We start from the raw sequence: 16,835 nt of genomic DNA, 5'->3' as shown, positions 1-16,835 counted from the left end.
TCCGCCTTGGGACAAGCAGGGTGAGATGCAACCCCTAGCTGCTCAGCACCTTCGGGACGTGGCGCAGTTTGGTAGCGCGCCTGCTTTGGGAGCAGGATGTCGCAGGTTCGAATCCTGTCGTCCCGACCATACACGCGGGCGTAGTTCAATGGTAGAACCCCAGCCTTCCAAGCTGATGACGCGGGTTCGATTCCCGTCGCCCGCTCCAGGAGATTCGCGATCCCGGTAGCCGCAGGCTTCCGGGATCGTTTTCGTATGCGCGCAGCGCCCCGCCGACAGGGCGCGCACCGCAGGGCCCGTGCCCCCCGCAAGACCCCGCAATGGCAGAAAGCCCCGCACCGGTACACGAGCGGCGGGACGCGGGCAGAACGTGCCCACGTACGCGAAGGACATCTCCCTCATGCACTGGCAGGGCGCGAACTCCTTCCGCACGAGCCACTACCCCTACTCCGAGGAGATGATGCGCCTGTGCGACGCCGAGGGTATCGTCGTCATCGACGAGACCACGGCCGTGGGCATCAACGCGAGCTTCGGCGGCGGCGCGAACTTCTCCGGACAGGGCGTGTCCACCTACGATCCGGTGAACGGCATCAAGACCCAAGAGCACCACAAGGACATCATCCGCGACCTCATCGCGCGCGACAAGAACCATGCCTGCGTGGTCATGTGGTCCATCGCCAACGAGCCCGATTCCACGAGCGAGGGCGCCTATGAGCACTTCAAGCCGCTCTTCGACCTGGCGCACGAGCTCGACCCGCAGAGCCGTCCCTGCACGCTCGTAGACGTCCAGAGCGGCAAGCCGGTCGACCAGGATGTGGCCTCCAAGCTTTCAGACGTCATCCGCCTGAACCGCTACTACGGCTGGTACACCATGGGCAACGAACTCGACTGCGCCAGCCAGGCCTTCGCGGCGGAACTCGAGGAGTGGGGCAAACTGGGCAAGCCGGTCATGATGACCGAGTACGGCGCCGATACCGTCATAGGGTTGCACGACACCTCCTCGAACCCCAGCCTCTACACCGAGGAGTACCAGGTGAAGTACTACAAGGAGAATAACGCCGTGCTCGATGCGCACGACTTCGTCTGCGGCGAGCAGGTCTGGAACTTCGCCGACTTCATCACCGTGCCCGGCCTGCTGCGCGTCCAGGGCAACAAGAAGGGCCTGTTCACGCGCGATCGCAAGCCCAAGCTGGCAGCTCACTACTTCCGCCAGCGCTGGCACGAGGTCCCCGACTTCAAGGACGGGAAGTAGCGAATCCCCGGCGGCGGCGAGCACAGCGCTCGCCGCCGTTTTTTATTGCACGCCACGGTCATCATCGTGAACAGCGTGGACGAGGAGGATGACCTCAGCGATTGTAGGCGCGCCTTCAGGCGAAGCAAGGCGAGCCAGGCGGGGCATCCAAGTCTGGGGCTTCGGCTCCACCGAAAACGACGCAACTGCGCACACCCAGACGGGGTGAGGATCCCTCAAGATCACCCGAACAATCAGCTATTCCGTAATTCAGTATGTTTTACATTGTTCAATATTCACTCAGTGATATTCTGATAATGACGCAGGGTACCGACTCCGATCGAAGAGAACGGAGTTACGACATGAGCGTAGACACGGCCATAAACCTTCTTGCTCTTGTAATCTCGGCTATAGCCCTCGGCTACCACATCGGTAGAAGGGGAAAAAGCCCCACCCGACTGCCGTCGAACGAGGCCACTTCCCAGCCTCAAAAGTTGGAACAGGAGTCGGCCCAAACACGGAAACGGGACGCCCTGCGCCATACTCAAAGTTTACCACACCGCACCTCGGCGTATTCGCGCCCCTAGCTGCAGCCATCCTTCCACCACAGCTAATGGGCGCACCTCACGCGAGCGCGTGTCGCGCGGTTCACCTTCTCCGCCGCGATGACCATCACCACCAGCAGCACGGCGAGATAAGCCGGATACAGCGAGATATCGATCGTCTGCGCGATAAGCCCGAACAGCGGCGACATGGCGAGCGATCCCACGTAGGCGAACGCCATCTGCATGCCGGTGAGCTCGAGAGCGACGTCGGCGCCGAAGCGCGCGGGCGTGGCGTGGATGATCGAGGGGTAGATCGGCGCGCAGCCGAGACCGACCAGCACGAGGCCGGCTATAAGGACGGTACCGTCCCATGGCAGAACTATCAGCGCGATACCTGCCGCGACCAGCACCTGGCCCAGGCGGATCATGCCGGCGTCGGAGATCTTGAACGAAAGGAAACCGCTCACCAGGCGCCCCACCGTGATGCCGATGTAGAACAGCGACGCCCACATCGCCGCGGTCTCGGCGGAGACGCCCGCCGCGAGCGTGCAATACGATGACGCCCAGTTGCCGCAGGTGCTCTCGAGCGCGCAGTAGCAGAAGAAGGAGATGAGGACGGCCACGACGCCGTCGGTGCGCAGAAGCTCGCGGCGGGAATGGCGGGCGGAGGCGCCCCCTTCACCGGCCGCATCCGCCCCCTTCGGCAGCGTGCGGTCGCGCCACAGCGGAAGCGACAGGGTCAGCACGACCACGACGGCAAGCTGCAAAAACCCGAGCGCGCGGAAGCCGTCGCCCCAGGTGCCGAAGCCCAGGCAGGCGCCCATGATCATGGGCCCGCCGCTCGCACCGACGCCCCACATGCAGTGCAGCCAGCTCATGTGCTGGCTTTTGTAATGCACGGCCACAAACGCGTTGAGGGCCGCGTCGACCGCGCCCGCGCCGAGGCCGTAGGGTATGGCCAGCAACAGGATCTGCCAGAACTCCCGGGCGAGCGAGAAGCCGAGCATCGCCAGCGCGGTGAGCGCGACGCTCACCGCGGTCACCCTGCCCGTGCCGAAGCGGTCGACCACCCGCACGGACATGAGGCTCGACACGATGGTGCCCGCCGAGATGATCATGGTGACGATGCCGACCCACGACAGGCCCGCGCCGAGCGAGGGGCCCATGACGGGCCACGCGGACCCCAGCGCCGAATCAGGAAGCCCGAGGCTGATGAACGCAAGGTAGATGATCGGCAGCAATCCTGCTGGCATGGCCCCCCTCATGCGATGCGAGACATTTCACACGCGGGATATCCTATCACATCATGTTCGAACATGTGGGAACAATCCCACATACCGGATGCAGGCGCTATGCAAGGGCCCGAGCGCGTTCGGCGGCCCCGAGGGCGCCGGCGTAGCGAGCCTTGGGGCAGGTCCGCACCGGGGTGCCCAGCGCAACTCCGAGCCGCTCGATGACGTAGCCGTTCTCGCACAGGCCCCCCGTGAGGAAGAACGGGCCGCCCGGCGCTTGGCCCGCGAGCGCCGCCACGCGGGAGACCACCGAGTCGATCACGCCCCGCGCGATGTCCTCGCGCGCGACCCCGCGCCCAATCAGCGAGATGACCTCGGACTCCGCGAACACGGTGCACATGCTCGAGATCTTCGTCTCGGCACCCGTGCGCGCAAGGGCCGAGAGCTCCTCCTGCGACACGCCGAGCCTGTCCGCCATGATCTCTAGGAACCGCCCCGTGCCGGCGGCGCACTTATCGTTCATGGCGAACTTCACCACGCGGCCGCCCTTGAGCTGAATCACCTTCGTGTCCTGCCCGCCGACGTCGATCACGGTGCCCGCCTGCCCGAACAGGCGCGTCGCGCCGATGCCGTGGCAGGTGATCTCGGTCACCACCTTGTCGGCATACGGGACGGCGACGCGACCGTAGCCCGTCGCCACGACGCGCGTGCCGGGGGCGTCCGGCGCGAAGCCCGCGCCCGCAAGCTCCTCTTCGACACGGCGTGCCGCATCGACGCTGGAAAACCCCGTCGGCATGAGCGCGGTATGGACGAGCGCGCCCTCCCCGTCGAGAACTGCGACCTTGGTGGCCGTCGAGCCGATGTCGACGCCCACTCCGAAAATCCCCGCCATGTGAGGCATCCTCCTCCCTTGAGGCCCGCGCACCCGCCGCGCCCCGCGCGCGACGGAACCCGTCCCGACCGATATCAAAGCGTCTCGATGAATGCGGCGACGCGTGTGTCGATCTGCCCCTGGTCGCCCGCGCTGTAATCGGTCTCCACCTTCATGTAGGGGATGCCCGCCCCCTCGACGGCGCGCTCCATGAGCGTCGACTCGACGTTGAAGGTGTGGCAGGCCGTGAGCACGCTCTCGATCACGCCGTCGACCCGGTACTTCTCCACCATGGCGAGCGTGTTGTCCATCCGCGCCGCGTTCGGCGTCATGACCGAGCAGTTGATATCCAGATAGCGGTCGGCGATGGCGCGCAGGATGTCATCGGCATCCTCATCGACGAGGCTCGCCTGCGTGCGCTCGCCCGAGCAGTCGTCGACGCACACGACCACGCCGCCCATCCGCTCCACCGTCCTGCCGATCTTGTTGATCACGCCGCCGATGGGGCAGCCCGTCACGAGGATGCGCTTCGCATCCGCGGGGACCGGGCGCTCCCCCGCCTCGAATTCCTGACGGCGCTTCGCCGCCAGCGCCTCGAGCTTTCCGGTGAACTCCTCCACATCGAAGCTGAAGGTGGCGGCGAACATCGTGCTCATGAGCTCCACGCCGCTCATGGCGGGGGGCGCACTGGTCTGCAGGTCGTACAGCTCGCACATGGCCCGGCGCATGCGGTTGCGCCGACGGGCCGCAGCCCGTAGGTCGTCATCGGTGATGACGATGTCGTAGAGCTCCTCGAGGCGCTCCTTCAGCAGCCGCACCTCACCGTACCAGGCGTCGCGCTCCCAGACGCGGTCGCGGCCCTGCGGCAGGTGCAGGATATGCGTGGGCTTGAGCTCGCCCAGAAGCTCGTACATCTTCTTCTTGCCGTCGCAGGTGGTCTCGCCCACGATGATGTCGGAGAAGTAGGTGAAGGGGCACTTCTCCGAGGATGCGAACCCGAAGGTCGATTTGATGAGCGGGCAGAGGTTCGCCGGGAGCGTGAGCTCGGCTGTGGGAATCACCTCATCGGAGGTGCCGCACAGCGCCACGCCCGACGCGCCGGCGGCGTCGATGACCTCGAGCGGCGTGTAGCTGCACAGATAGCCCACCAGGCGGCCGCCCGCCTGCTTGAAGTCCTTCACGCGGACGAAGCTCGCGCGGCGCTGCTCGTTGAACTCCTCGAAGGTGCGGGGAAGCGGGTAGCGGTCGTGATCTGTCATGGTCGAACCTTTCGTCGTGGTGATACGGGAGGACGGAAGCGTAGGGGCGGGCGCGCAGGACAGCGCCGTGGCGCCACGCAGCGCGGGCCGGACCCCATCGGCCCTTCATTATCCTCAATGTGAGGATAATGATAGTAAATTATTCTCGCGCTGTCGGCAATTCGCCCCATCGGTCGGCAAACGGCAGTCGCGCGGAAACCGGCGGCACCGACCACCTGTCAGCGCCGCGCGCGGCGTCGCTCCCCGATTGTGCGCCCATGCGCGCCGGGAGCCGGCCTACACTGGATAGCAGCAGCCTTCCCGGCGCCCGCGATACCTCTGCGGACGGCACCCGCCGCGCGCCTCGCCGGCAGCGCCGGCCCGCCTCGACGATGGGAGACCCGATGACACGCCACCATACCCCCTTCGCGCCGCCTGCCCCGCCCAAGCGGCGCCTCCTCGTCCTCCTCGCCGCGTACGCGCTCGCCGTCACGATGGCCCTGCCTGCGCGCGCATGGTCGAAGCCGGTTCAGGAGGGACGCGCGGGGATCGCGGCAGCCACCGCCCCCGACGCCGAACCCGCAGCGGCTGATGTGCCCGAACCCCAGAGCGACCCGCAGCCCGACGCCGACGCCGACCCCGACGCCGGCTCCGACACCGACGCCGTCCCCGACCCCGATGCCGGCTCCGACCCCGACACCGACACGCAGCCTGAACAGACACCCGAGTCCGGCTGGGACGCAGCGCGCGAGCACTGGTACGAGAACGGCGAGATGGTGCGCGACCACGCGTTCTACGACCCGGAAGCAGACGCATGGTACTGGGCTGACGCCGACGGCACGATCGCGCGCGACAAGGACGTCTACATCCCCGTCGACGAGAACGACCGCGAGGCCGGCGGGAAGTGGGTGCGCTTCGACGAGCAGGCGCGCATGGTCAAGGGAGAGGACTTCCGCCACGGCGCGTGGTACCACTTCGACGAGGTGACCGGGGCGATGTCGAAGGGCATGACCTACCTCGAGGGCGCGGATGGCCCCAAATGGGTGTACTACGACTGGATCGACGGGAAGATGGCCCACGGCGAGCGCTACGTCGACTACGACGCGGAGCATACCGGCTGGTACCTGTTCGACGCCCATACCGGCGCGATGCAGTACGGCTTCGCCGTCGTGGGCGCAGGCGATGCCGCGCGCTGGGTCTACTACGACGAACACACCGGCATCATGGTGCACGGCCTCGCCTACATCGACGGCGCATGGTACTACCTGGACGCCACGGACGGCGGGGTGAGCTACGGCATGACCTACGTGCCCGAATGGGGCACCTGGCGCTACTTCGACCGCGTGGGCGGGCGCTGGAGCGCCACCATGCCCATGTCCGACTGGATGGGCGCGAGCGGGGGCGCCTACCCCTCGCTCGCCGGGCGGGGCGCCCTCAACGTGCGCGTCGACATCGCCAACCAGGTCGTGCTCGTGCGCGACGGCGAGACGGTGCTCTACGCCATGATCTGCTCGACGGGCCTGAACGACAGCACCCCGCGCGGCATCTTCCGCGTCACCGGCCGCGGGGCGTCGTTTCTGAACAGCTACGGCATGGGCGCGCGCTACTACGTGCAGTTCTGGGGCGACTACCTGTTCCACAGCGTGCCGATCGACTCGAGCGGGGCCTATCTGGCAGCCGAGGGCAGGCGGCTCGGGCACCCCGCGTCGCACGGCTGCGTGCGCCTGACCGTCTCCGACGCCCGATGGCTCTACGACAACCTCCCGAACGGGACGCCGGTCTACATCAGCTAGATGCGACGGCGCCCGGCGCACGGTCGCCTGAAGGCCCGCAGCCGCGGCCACCCCGAACGGGACGGGTCGAGTGCGCGATGCCGGGGGCGGACCCCCTCAGCGGGATACCAGGTGGATGCGCCGCGCGTCGAAATGCATGCGCAGGACATCCCCCTCGTGCGGCAGCTCGGCCTCGGTCTTGCCGACCTTGTTCACGCGCCATTGCAGGCGGCTCGGCGCATCGGCGCGCGGGACGTCGAGCAGCACCAAGCGCTCGAAGCGCGTATCGCTCACGCGCGCGACCTTCAGCTCATAGCTGTTGCGGCCGCGCTCCCCTTCGGCGCGCTCGCGATCCAAGTGGAAATAGCTCGCACGCACGCCCAGATAGGCGACATCGTCGGACACCTCGTGGCCCACGTCGAACGTCATGCCCCAGTCGAGCGCCTCGACGACCGAAGAAGCAACCTTGCGCGCCGGGCTCGTGTTCTTGCAGCCCGTGAGGCGCAGCGCCGCGAGCGTGGCGGGGCGCTCCATGAGGTCGGAGACGGTGCCGACCTCCTCCACGCGCCCGTCGTGCATGACGGCGATGCGCTCACACAGGCAGCACGCCTCGTCGATGTCGTGGCTCACGTAGAGGACCGTGCGCCGCACGACGGAGAACACGTCGAGTAGGTTCTGCTCGAGCGCGCTTTTCAGATAGGAGTCGAGCGCGGAGAACGGCTCGTCGAACATGAGGATCCCCGGGCGGGCCGCGAGCATGCGGGCGAGCGCCACGCGCTGCTGCTGACCGCCGGACAGGTTCGCCGGATAGCGGTCTGCAAAGTCCGCCATGCCGAAGATCTGCAGAAAGCGCAGGGCGTCCTCGCGCTGGCGGGCCGCATCATGCGTGTCCCCCATGCCGGCGCGCACGTTATCGATGACCGAAAGGTTCGGGAAGAGCCGGTAGTTCTGGAAGAGCAGGGCGCACTTGCGCTGCTGGGGCGACAGGTTGATACCCGCGGCGGAGTCGAAAAACGTCACGCCGTTCACGACGATCTTGCCCGCATCCGGCGTCTCCACCCCCGCGATGCAGCGCAGCGTGCAACTCTTGCCGCACCCCGAGGCGCCGAGCAGCCCGATGCGCTCCTCGCCCGCCTCGAGGGCAACCGAAAGCTCGAAGGCCGGATAGCGCTTCTGGATATCGATCGAAAGCGACATGACCTACCCCCTTCCCGCGTCCTCGTCGCCGAGCAGAAGCTCCGCGAGCGCCTCGCGGTCGATGCGCAGCGCGTCGCCGCCGTGCTCCTCCAGCCCGTCACCGTGCGCAGAGGCCGCCTCGCGCGTGCGGACGCGTGCGGACGCGCCCGCCATGCCGCGGGTGCGGTAGCGCTGCGAGCGGGCCGTGTAGATGTTGATGAACAGGATGACGAGGAAGCTGAACAGGATGACGACGATGACCCAGAACAGCGCGACGTCGGTGTTGCCGCTCATCCATTGGAAATAGATGGCGATGGGGATCGTCTGCGTCTCGCCCGCGTAGTTGCCGGCGAAAAACAGGGTGCAGCCGAACTCGCCCATGGCGCGCGCGAACGCGAGCACGGTGCCCGCCGCGATCGAGGGCCACGCAAGCGGCAGCATGAGCTGGCGGAAGATCCGTCCCTCAGACCATCCGAGCGTGCGCGCCGCATCGAGCATCTGCGCGTCGAGCCCCTCGAAGGCGCCGAGTGCGGTACGGTACATGAGCGGGAAGCTCACCACGATGGCGCTGATCACGGCAGCGGGCCACGTGAACACGAGCGCGATGCCGTGATCGATCAGCCAGCGCCCCACGGGCGTCGACTGGCCGAACACGAGCAGCAGCAGAAAGCCGCAGACCGTGGGCGGCAGCACCATCGGGATGGTGAACACCGAATCGAGCAGGCCCTTCAGGCGACTCGAGGTCCCCATGGTCTTCCATGCGGCCACAAGGCCGAGTACGAACGTCACGGCGAGCGCGACGGCGCTCGTCTTGAGCGAGACCCAAAACGGGCGGTAGTCCATGCCGCAGAAGAACTCGTACAGCCGGTCCATCCAGGTGGGAGCCGCCTCGCGGACGACCTCATCTGCCGCCACGAGCTCGGCGTCATCCACCCACAGGACCGCGTCCCCCAGGTCGAGCCCGGCCGCCTCCGCCGCCTCCGCGGGCGTCGATCCCGCCGGGATCTCGGCGGGTTGCACGGCGGTGTAGCGGCTCTCCCCCATCTCAAGGGCGAAGACATAGCGGCAGGCGCCCTCGATGACGTCGGCGTCCGTGGTGACATGCCACGGCTTGTCCTCGTCGGCAAGCACCGTCCCGCCGCGGGAATGCGTCTCGTCGAGCTGCTTGATGAGCGCGATCAACGCATTCGTGTCCTTCGCGTCGTCCGCATCGAACCCCGCCGCAGCGGCTGCCTGGGCCTCAACGTGCACCCAGATGCTCTGCGGCGTGTTGATGACCGTGACCGTGGCGCCCTCGGGCACCGGAAAGCGATAGCCGATGTCCACGCCGTCAACCGCGCGCTGGGCCCCGCGCATGTAGCGGGTGAACCCGTTCAGGCCGAAACCCGCCTGCTCGTCGACGGCGGAGTCCGCCTGCGCCTGCGCGGTCTCGTCCGCCGCCAGCGCCGCCCGCGGGACGCAAGCGAGTCCGAGTGCGCACGCGAACAAAAGCAGCGCGCATATCACCACGCGGCGCCGAGCGCTCTCGACCATCGCGGCCACCTCCCTCGTGCCGGGGCGCGGGCCCGATCCGGACCCGCGCCCGCCCGCTATCGCAAACGCGGCCCGGAACGAACAGGTCCCGGGCCGCTCCCATACGGATCTTCCCGCATCATCGGGATGCGCATCGAGTATAGCAACCCGGCGCACCGCACCTGACGCGATGTGCGCTACGCCAGCTCGAAGCCGTACTCCGCCCAGATGGCGAGCGCGTCCTCGTCCGTCATGCAGAACTCGAGGAAGTCGGCGGCAGCGTCAGCGTTCTTCGAGCTCGCGGAGACGGCACCGGGATAGACGATCGGCTTGTGCGAGTCGTCCGGGCAGGTGTAGGCGACCTCGATGCCATCATAGCGGTACACGTCGGAGGTGTAGACGAACCCGATGGCGCAGTCGCCGGTCGACACGTACTGCGCAGCGGTGCCGACCTTGTCGGCCAGGCTCACCTTATCGGCAATCTCGGGCGCGTACTCGCCGCCCCCGCCGTCGGCGTTCGTGTAGAGGCCGACGCTCGCGAGCGACTGGTTGGCGTACTTGCCCGCGGGCACCGCACCCGGCTCGCCGATGGCGATGTTGCCCTCGACGCTTGCCACATCCTCAAGGGAATCGATCTGGATGTCGGAACCCACGCCCCGCACGATCACGAGATCGTTCACGAACATGTCCTGGCGCGTGGACTCATCCACCAGGTCGGCCTCGACGGCATCGTCCATGGTGCCCGACGACGCGGTGATGAGGATGTCGACCGGGGCGCCGCCGCGCATCTGCTCGACGAGGTCACCGGAACCCTTGTACTGGGTGTCGGCGAACGTGACGCCGGTCTGCTCGGTGTAGAGCGCCTCGACCTCGGGCATGGCCTTCTCGAGGGAATTCGCGGCGAAGATCTGGAGCTCGACCTGCTCGGTCGCCGCGCTCGTCTCGCCGCTGCCAGCCGGCGTGGATCCGGTTGCAGCATCCGTCCCGCCGCTGCAGCCGCCCAGGGCAGCCGCGAGCATGAGCGAGGCCCCCATCGCCGTGAAGACACGTCTGCTCATTTCCATGCGTACCATTTCGCACATCCTTCCTCATATGCATCATGCAAAGCACGTCACGGGATATAACCCATGTCTGCAGGTCATCATTATACTCTTTTGGGAATATATTCACGTCGTATTATTTACAGCTCAGAATAATATTGAGCGGAATCGGGATGCATGTCCTCATCGGGGACGGGGTAGTTTGGAGACATCCCGCGGCCGGTCGGCCGCGGGATGTCTCCAAACTACCCCGTCCCCGATGAGGACAGCCCCGTACGAAAAACGTCAGTGACCGCCGCCCGCCGTCATCTTCACGGCGTGCTCGAACTGGTCGGCGATGCCCTCCCAGCACTCGCGCGCAGCCTTCGTGGATCCCGGGAAGTTCACGACGAGCGTGCCGCCGCGCTGCATGCAGACGGCTCGCGAGAGCATCGCGCGACGCGTCTTGGTCATGGAATAGGCGCGCATGGCCTCGGCGATACCGGGAACATCGCGGTCGCACACCGCGCGCGTCGCCTCGGGCGTCACGTCGCGCAGCGACAGGCCCGTGCCGCCGCAGGTGATGACGATATCCGCCCGCGCCCCCTCGGCCGCATCGACGATCGCCGCGGCGATCTCGTCGACGTCGTCGTGTACGACCACGCGCCCCGCGCGGGTCCAACCCGCCTGCGCGATGAGCTCCTCGAGCGCCGCGCCCGCCTCGTCCGCCGTCATGTCACGGGTGTCCGAGCAGGTCACGATCGCGATGCGGATATCCATGTGCTACCTCCTGAGAAATGCCGATGCGCGAAAAAGCGAACCACGTCCGCCGCGTGTGCGAACGGGGTCGGCCGCGATGCTACAGAACGGTGCCCTCGTCGATGTCGATGCGCACGCAGGGCACCTCGTCGCCCGCCGTATAGCCCGTGAGACCCTCGGGCACCATGAGCAGGCAGTTCGCGTGATGGAGCGTCCCCAAGAGCGCCGAGTTCTGCGAGTGGGCCTCGCGCACCGCGAGCTCGCCGGTCGCCTCGTCGCGCTCGACGCGCGCGCGGTTGTAGAAGCGGCGCTCCTGGCGCTTCGGCACATCGTGCTCCACGCGGACCATCTGGACCGGCCGTGCCAGGTCGCTATAGCCGCGCATCGCACGGATGGCCGGGCGCGCAAGCATCTCGAAGCCCACGTAGGCGGCAGCGGGGTTGCCCGACAGGCCCAAAAACGGCACGCCGCGCAGCATCCCGAACGTGATGGCCTTGCCCGGGCGCAGCGAGATGCGATCGAACAGCATCTCGCCCTCGCGGCGCACGAGCGCGCCCACGTAGTCGTAGTCGCCCGCCGACGCGCCGCCGCTCGTGATAACGAAATCGCACGACGCCACCGCCTCGAGCACCAGCTTGCAGATGGACTCCTCGTCATCGGGAGCGATGCCGAGAAAGCGCGGTTCCGCGCCGGCGGCGAGCGCAGAGGCCATGAGGGCCGAGGCGTTCGCGTCGCGGATCTGGCCGAAGGCGGGCACGGTGTCAGGCGAGACGATCTCGGTGCCGAGCGAGATGATGCCCACCCGCGGCGCGCGGCGCACCGCAACCGTGCTGCAGCCGGCAGACGCGAGCAGGCCGGCGCCCGCCGCGCTCACGACCTCGCCGGCGCGCATGACGGCCTCGCCCGCATGCGCCTCAAGACCGGCGGCGCGCACGTTGTCGCCTGCGGGCGCGGGCGCGCGGAACACCGCGCGCGACCCCTCGTTGCCATCGCCACCCTCAACCTCGACGATCTCGTACTTCACGACCGCATCGGCACCCGCCGGCACGGGTGCGCCGGTCATGATGCGCACGGCCTGACCCGCCCCCACTGTCTCGGAGAACACGTGGCCGGCGGCCTCGTGCCCGATGACCTCGAGCGCGACAGGGCTCTCGGGCCCCGCGCCCGCAAGGTCGGCCGAGCGGACCGCATAGCCGTCCATGGCGCTGTTCGCGAACGGCGACAGATCGATGTCGGTCACCGCGTCCTCGGCCAGCGGCAGCCCCACCGCGCGCCACGCCTCCACCGTCTCGACCTCGGTCGGCTCGACGTGCTCCAGCACGATCGAGCGCGCGGTCTCGAGCGCGATCATGTTCTCTGCCATGGGGTCCTCCTCGCACGCCGAGTCCGCAGCGGGCCCGGCGACCATGCACGTAAATATTCTGACAAAAGTATAATACCGGCGCCCACCTGCACCTTCCACATTCGTGGAGCAATAAGACACTGCGACCGGCCCGATAGCAAAACTCGTATAATGCACCCGTACCATCCCATCTGTGCAGCGAGGAGACCCATGCCCGGCATTTCACCTGACCGTCTTCGCCGAATTCGCCGGCACGGCACGGGCTTCCTGAGCACGCTGGGGCTCGAGCTCGCCCATGCCGAGCACATGCTCGCCGGCGACACCGCCCGCGACCTCGGCAACATGCGCGCCAGCCTGCGCACGCTCGCCCTCACCCTCGTCGTGAGCGTCCTCATGGGCGTGGCGGCCTGGGCGTTTCTGACTTCGCTTTCCATCGTGACCGGTGCGCGCGAGGCCCATCTGTGGCTGTTTTCCCTGCTGCCGGTCGTCAACCTCGCCACCGCCTGGATCTACCGCAACCACGGCCTGCACGCGGCGCGCGGCAACAATCTGGTCATCGACAGCTCGCTCACCGGCATCCCCATCCACGCCCGCATGGCGGCCCTGACCTTCGTGTGCTCTGTCGCCACGCACCTGGCCGGCGGGTCGGCCGGCCGCGAGGGCACGGCGGTCCAGATCGGCGGCACCATCGCGAGCAACGTCGCCGGCCTCTTCCACCTGTCCGGACGCGACCGGCAAGACCTCATGCTCGCCGGCATCTCCGCGGCCTTCGGTGCCGTGTTCGGCACGCCGCTCGCCGGCGCGTTCTTCGGCATGGAGATGTGCACCATCGGCAAGCTGAACTACAGCGCGGGCCTCTACTGCCTCGTGGCCTCATTCACCGGAGACCTCACCGCGCGCGCCCTCGGTTGCACCCATGCGTTCAACGCGATCGAGAGCGTGCCCGTCATGGAACCTGCGACCGTGGCCATCGTGGTCGCCGCCGCCGTCGCCTTCGGCCTGGCCGCGCGCCTGTTCTCGCTTTCCATCCGCACGGTCAAGCGCTTCTACAGCATGCGCATCAAAAACTACCTCGTGGCGGCCCTCGTGAGCTCGCTCGTCCTGCTCGGCGTCTACGTCGTCTTCGACCTGTTCCGCTACGGCGGCCTGTCCGAATGGCTCGTTTCCGCCGGCTTCGCGGGCGACGTCGGCCCCTTCGACGTCGTGGCCAAGCTCGTCTGCACCGCGCTTACGCTGGGCGCGGGCTACCAGGGCGGCGAGGTCACGCCCCTGTTCGGCATCGGCGCCGCGCTCGGCGGCTGGATCGCGAACCTTACCGCCATGGAGCCGAGCTTCATGGCCGCCCTCGGCATGATCGGGGTCTTCGGGGCCGCGCTGAACGTCCCCATCACCACCATCATGCTGTCGGTCGACATGTTCGGCGGCGAGGCCGCGGGTTACTTCGTCATCGTCGCGTTCATCAGCTACCTGGTCGCCGGACACCGCGGCGTCTACCCCGCCCAGCGCATCGTCACCCCGAAGCGCCGCTCGCTCGAGGACGACGAGGGCATCACCGTCGAGCGCGCCATCGAGCGCCATCGCGAAGAGGCGGACGGGGGCGATGGCGCATGAAGCGGTTCGAAAGCGCTCCTGCAGAAAATCCCCTCGGGCGCACTCTCATCATCGTGAACCCGGCGGCCCAATCCGGCGCCGCGGCGGAGATCGGCGAGCGCCTGCAGCGCTTCTTGCGCCTCTACCTGCACGGCCCCGCATCGTTCGACCTCGCGCTGACCGCGTACCCGCGCCACGCGACCGCCCTCGCCCGGGGCGCCACCGGCTACGACACGGTGCTCGCCGTCGGCGGCGATGGCATCATCCACGAGGTCGCCAACGGCCTCATGGGCATCCGCCCCCTGGCGCGCCCGGCGCTCGGCATCGTGCCCGTGGGATCGGGCAACGACTACGCGCGTACCCTCGGCATGCCCGAGGTGTCCCGCGACGCCGACATGGCGCGCCTGCTCACGTGCGTGCGCACGCCGCTCGACATCGGCCGTCTCGAGCTCACGCGCGCCGACGGCTCCGTCGCCCTCGAGCATTTCGTCCAGACGTTCTCGGTCGGCATGGACGCCGAGATCGCGCTCGGCACCTACGAGGTGCGCCGCGCCACCGGCCTCAAAGGGGACGCTCTCTATCTGCTCAGCGGCGCGCGTGCGCTGACGAGGGCTTACCGCGACTTCCCGCTCATGGCCTCGATCGACGCCGCGCCGTCCGAGCGCATGCGCGCGGTCACCTTCGCCATCCAGATCGGACCGACCTACGGCTCGGGGTTCAAGATCTGCCCGAACGCCGACCCGACAGACGGCATGCTCGACATCTGCTACGTGAGCGGACCGCTGGCGCGGGCGCACGCCCTGCCCCTGCTGCTCTCGGCGAAGGTCGGCCAGCACGTGCACGACGCGCACGCGCACCTTCTGCGTGCCCGGTCCGTGACGCTCACGCTCGAGGGAGACGAGCCCTACCCCGCGCAAGCGGACGGCGAGCGCATCGAGGCCGTACGCGTCGCGGTGGGCATCCTGCCCGGCGCGCTCACGGTGCTCGTGCCTAAGAAGGAACGCTAGCGCGCGCCGCGGACCTCTCTCTCTGGATGTCCCGCGCACGATGCGGACGTTTCGGCCACCAGGATGTTCGGAAGGCGCTTGGCCGATCCGAACGCCGCGGTCACCCTCACCAAGGTCGCAACGGGGACGGGCGCCGCAGCGCCTACCCCTCGCCCGTCACGCGCCGGCGGGCAGCCTTCTTCTGGGCGTGCAGGCGCTTGTCGGCCAGGCGCCTGCGTTTGGCCGCGGCGGGAACCTTCGTCTTCTTCCGCGCCCGCCGCGGGCGCGCACGGCGCTCGAAGATGGCCCGCAGCTTGGCCACGCAGAGCGCACGGTTGCGCAGCTGGCTTCTGCTCTCGCGCGAGACCACCACGATACCCGTCGGCACATGGCGCATCCGCACGGCCGAGTCCGCCGTGTTCACACCCTGGCCGCCCGGACCATGCGCATGGAAGGTCTGCACCTCGCAGGCGCGTGCGATCTCATCGTCGGATAGCCGCGCGAAGGCGGCATATGCATCTGGTGTCAGGTTGCTATTCCCCATGGCGCCCTCCTGTGAATACTCCAGCTCGGTGCGGGCAGCGCAGACGGCACGCGCCTCAGGGGACACCGATGCAACACAGCACGGCTGAAAGCCGCCGCACCTTACGCGCCTGCGCGCTCGGGCAGCGACGGCGCAGCGGCGCTACGCCCTCCTCGCTCCTCGCGCACGTGCGCCACGGCATGACGGCCAGGCAGAGAAATCCTCAATGCGATGTCGTCCCTAGGCAAACGTAAGCTCCCCGGTCTGATCGTCCATGCTCACGAGGCGCGCGAGGCTCTCCACGCGGTAGCCGCGCTCGCGCAGGCGGTCGCCGCCGCCCTGGAAACCCTTCTCGATGGCGATGCCGATACCCTCGACCGTGCCGCCCGCGCTCTCCACGATGGAGATAAGGCCCTCCAGCGCGCAGCCGTTGGCCAGAAAGTCATCGATGATGAGCACGTGATCGCCCGGAGAGAGGAACCTGCGGCCGACGATGACCGGGAACTCGCGCTTCTTGGTGAACGAGTAGATGGTCGTCGAGTACTGCTCTCCATCGAGGTTGATGGACTGCGCCTTCTTGGCGAACACCACCGGCACGTTGCCGAAATGGCGCGCCGCCACGCAGGCGATGCCGATGCCCGACGCCTCGATCGTCAAGATCTTCGTGATGGGTGTGCCCTCGAACAGGCGGGCCCACTCGGCGCCCATGTGGTCGAACAGCTCGACATCGCATTGGTGGTTGAGAAAAGCGTCCACCTTGAGTACGTTGCCGGCCTTCACGATGCCGTCCCGGCGGATGCGATCCTCAAGTTCCTTCATGGTATGCCCCCTCAGCAGCAACACAGCCTCTCGTGCCCAACTTATTGCATGCAGGATACCACGACCGATGCGTCCTGCGCGCATACGCGCTGCGCCGGCAGCAAATTCCGCACGTCTTGGGGGAATATCCCCCCACGGGGCACCTTGGCGCCGGCACATCGGCCGGGGGCATGAGACATACCGCGATGCCGCCCAATCGCCAAGGCACCTTATATTTCAT

Annotated in this window: 13 protein-coding genes, 2 tRNA genes and 1 pseudogene; 6 read left to right on the top strand and 10 right to left on the bottom strand. The window is 67.7% G+C overall.

The genetic code is table 11. The annotated features are described in order from the left end of the window. Positions 1-52 precede the first annotated feature (52 nt). The 3 genes from H6A21_RS05700 (at position 53) to H6A21_RS05690 (ending at position 1,252) form a co-directional block, all read left to right on the top strand. Positions 53-129: transfer RNA gene (locus H6A21_RS05700), tRNA-Pro, on the top strand. Between the two features lie 5 nt (positions 130-134). Beyond that, positions 135-208, top strand: a tRNA-Gly gene (locus tag H6A21_RS05695). Between the two features lie 90 nt (positions 209-298). Then, positions 299-1,252, top strand: coding sequence for a glycoside hydrolase family 2 TIM barrel-domain containing protein (locus tag H6A21_RS05690; protein WP_342636067.1), 954 nt, complete (start codon positions 299-301; stop codon positions 1,250-1,252). A gap of 589 nt (positions 1,253-1,841) precedes the next feature. On the opposite strand, the gene H6A21_RS05685 is transcribed toward H6A21_RS05690, so the two are convergent. From H6A21_RS05685 to H6A21_RS05675, 3 genes are all read right to left on the bottom strand, one after another. Then, positions 1,842-3,029: an MFS transporter gene (locus tag H6A21_RS05685; protein ID WP_204561213.1), complete on the bottom strand. Its 1,188-nt coding sequence runs from the start codon at positions 3,027-3,029 to the stop codon at positions 1,842-1,844. Between the two features lie 97 nt (positions 3,030-3,126). Next, on the bottom strand, positions 3,127-3,900 hold the full coding sequence (locus H6A21_RS05680) for an acyl-CoA dehydratase activase (protein WP_239462689.1): 774 nt from the start codon (positions 3,898-3,900) through the stop codon (positions 3,127-3,129). A gap of 74 nt (positions 3,901-3,974) precedes the next feature. Beyond that, positions 3,975-5,138, bottom strand: a complete 1,164-nt coding sequence (locus H6A21_RS05675) for a double-cubane-cluster-containing anaerobic reductase (protein ID WP_204561211.1) — start codon at positions 5,136-5,138, stop codon at positions 3,975-3,977. Between the two features lie 383 nt (positions 5,139-5,521). Here H6A21_RS05675 and H6A21_RS05670 point away from each other — a divergent pair, with 383 nt between their 5' ends. After that, entirely contained in the window at positions 5,522-6,910 is a 1,389-nt protein-coding gene (locus H6A21_RS05670) for a L,D-transpeptidase family protein (protein ID WP_204561209.1), read from the top strand. Between the two features lie 96 nt (positions 6,911-7,006). Here the strand turns inward: H6A21_RS05670 and H6A21_RS05665 are convergent, their stop codons facing one another. From H6A21_RS05665 to H6A21_RS05645, 5 genes are all read right to left on the bottom strand, one after another. Next, on the bottom strand, positions 7,007-8,086 hold the full coding sequence (locus H6A21_RS05665; protein WP_204561207.1) for a sulfate/molybdate ABC transporter ATP-binding protein: 1,080 nt from the start codon (positions 8,084-8,086) through the stop codon (positions 7,007-7,009). A 3-nt stretch (positions 8,087-8,089) separates the two neighbouring features. Further along, the gene (modB, locus tag H6A21_RS05660) at positions 8,090-9,598 is read right to left on the bottom strand and encodes a molybdate ABC transporter permease subunit (protein ID WP_204561204.1); all 1,509 of its coding nucleotides are present in this window, start codon (positions 9,596-9,598) and stop codon (positions 8,090-8,092) included. 176 nt (positions 9,599-9,774) lie between these two features. After that, the gene (gene modA / locus H6A21_RS05655; protein ID WP_239462688.1) at positions 9,775-10,650 is read right to left on the bottom strand and encodes a molybdate ABC transporter substrate-binding protein; all 876 of its coding nucleotides are present in this window, start codon (positions 10,648-10,650) and stop codon (positions 9,775-9,777) included. Positions 10,651-10,902: 252 nt separating this feature from the next. Further along, positions 10,903-11,376, bottom strand: a complete 474-nt coding sequence (locus H6A21_RS05650; protein WP_204561195.1) for a MogA/MoaB family molybdenum cofactor biosynthesis protein — start codon at positions 11,374-11,376, stop codon at positions 10,903-10,905. Between the two features lie 79 nt (positions 11,377-11,455). Continuing rightward, a complete protein-coding gene (locus H6A21_RS05645) occupies positions 11,456-12,718 on the bottom strand; it encodes a molybdopterin molybdotransferase MoeA (protein ID WP_204561193.1) in 1,263 nt (420 codons plus the stop codon). Between the two features lie 189 nt (positions 12,719-12,907). On the opposite strand from H6A21_RS05645, the gene H6A21_RS05640 reads away from it, so the two are divergent. Together H6A21_RS05640 and H6A21_RS05635 are read left to right on the top strand one after the other, a co-directional pair. Then, the gene (locus tag H6A21_RS05640) at positions 12,908-14,308 is read left to right on the top strand and encodes a chloride channel protein (protein ID WP_204561192.1); all 1,401 of its coding nucleotides are present in this window, start codon (positions 12,908-12,910) and stop codon (positions 14,306-14,308) included. Further along, positions 14,305-15,294 (top strand): diacylglycerol/lipid kinase family protein, encoded by a 990-nt coding sequence (locus H6A21_RS05635; protein WP_204561190.1) that lies wholly within the window; start codon positions 14,305-14,307, stop codon positions 15,292-15,294. Before H6A21_RS05640 ends, H6A21_RS05635 begins: the two co-directional genes overlap by 4 nt. Before the next feature lie 142 nt (positions 15,295-15,436). Here the strand turns inward: H6A21_RS05635 and H6A21_RS05630 are convergent. Continuing rightward, positions 15,437-15,736: pseudogene (locus H6A21_RS05630) on the bottom strand (peptide chain release factor-like protein); the annotation flags it as partial. 300 nt (positions 15,737-16,036) lie between these two features. Next, positions 16,037-16,615 carry a xanthine phosphoribosyltransferase gene (locus tag H6A21_RS05625; protein ID WP_204561186.1) on the bottom strand — a complete coding sequence of 193 codons (579 nt, stop codon included), beginning with the start codon at positions 16,613-16,615 and terminating at the stop codon, positions 16,037-16,039. Positions 16,616-16,835 lie beyond the last annotated feature (220 nt).

Source organism: Collinsella tanakaei (assembly GCF_016902615.1).
Classification (GTDB): Bacteria; Actinomycetota; Coriobacteriia; order Coriobacteriales; family Coriobacteriaceae; genus Collinsella; species Collinsella tanakaei_A.
This window is presented reverse-complemented; position numbering and strand designations above follow the sequence as displayed.

Bases quoted from the DNA above. Each gene is read 5' to 3' on its own strand.
- H6A21_RS05685 (WP_204561213.1), bottom strand. From the start codon at position 3,029: ATGCCAGCAGGATTGCTGCCGATCATCTACCTTGCGTTCATCAGCCTC.
- H6A21_RS05680 (WP_239462689.1), bottom strand. From the start codon at position 3,900: ATGGCGGGGATTTTCGGAGTGGGCGTCGACATCGGCTCGACGGCCACC.
- H6A21_RS05675 (WP_204561211.1), bottom strand. From the start codon at position 5,138: ATGACAGATCACGACCGCTACCCGCTTCCCCGCACCTTCGAGGAGTTC.
- H6A21_RS05670 (WP_204561209.1), top strand. From the start codon at position 5,522: ATGACACGCCACCATACCCCCTTCGCGCCGCCTGCCCCGCCCAAGCGG.
- H6A21_RS05665 (WP_204561207.1), bottom strand. From the start codon at position 8,086: ATGTCGCTTTCGATCGATATCCAGAAGCGCTATCCGGCCTTCGAGCTT.
- modB (WP_204561204.1), bottom strand. From the start codon at position 9,598: ATGGTCGAGAGCGCTCGGCGCCGCGTGGTGATATGCGCGCTGCTTTTG.
- modA (WP_239462688.1), bottom strand. From the start codon at position 10,650: ATGGTACGCATGGAAATGAGCAGACGTGTCTTCACGGCGATGGGGGCC.
- H6A21_RS05650 (WP_204561195.1), bottom strand. From the start codon at position 11,376: ATGGATATCCGCATCGCGATCGTGACCTGCTCGGACACCCGTGACATG.
- H6A21_RS05645 (WP_204561193.1), bottom strand. From the start codon at position 12,718: ATGGCAGAGAACATGATCGCGCTCGAGACCGCGCGCTCGATCGTGCTG.
- H6A21_RS05640 (WP_204561192.1), top strand. From the start codon at position 12,908: ATGCCCGGCATTTCACCTGACCGTCTTCGCCGAATTCGCCGGCACGGC.
- H6A21_RS05635 (WP_204561190.1), top strand. From the start codon at position 14,305: ATGAAGCGGTTCGAAAGCGCTCCTGCAGAAAATCCCCTCGGGCGCACT.
- H6A21_RS05625 (WP_204561186.1), bottom strand. From the start codon at position 16,615: ATGAAGGAACTTGAGGATCGCATCCGCCGGGACGGCATCGTGAAGGCC.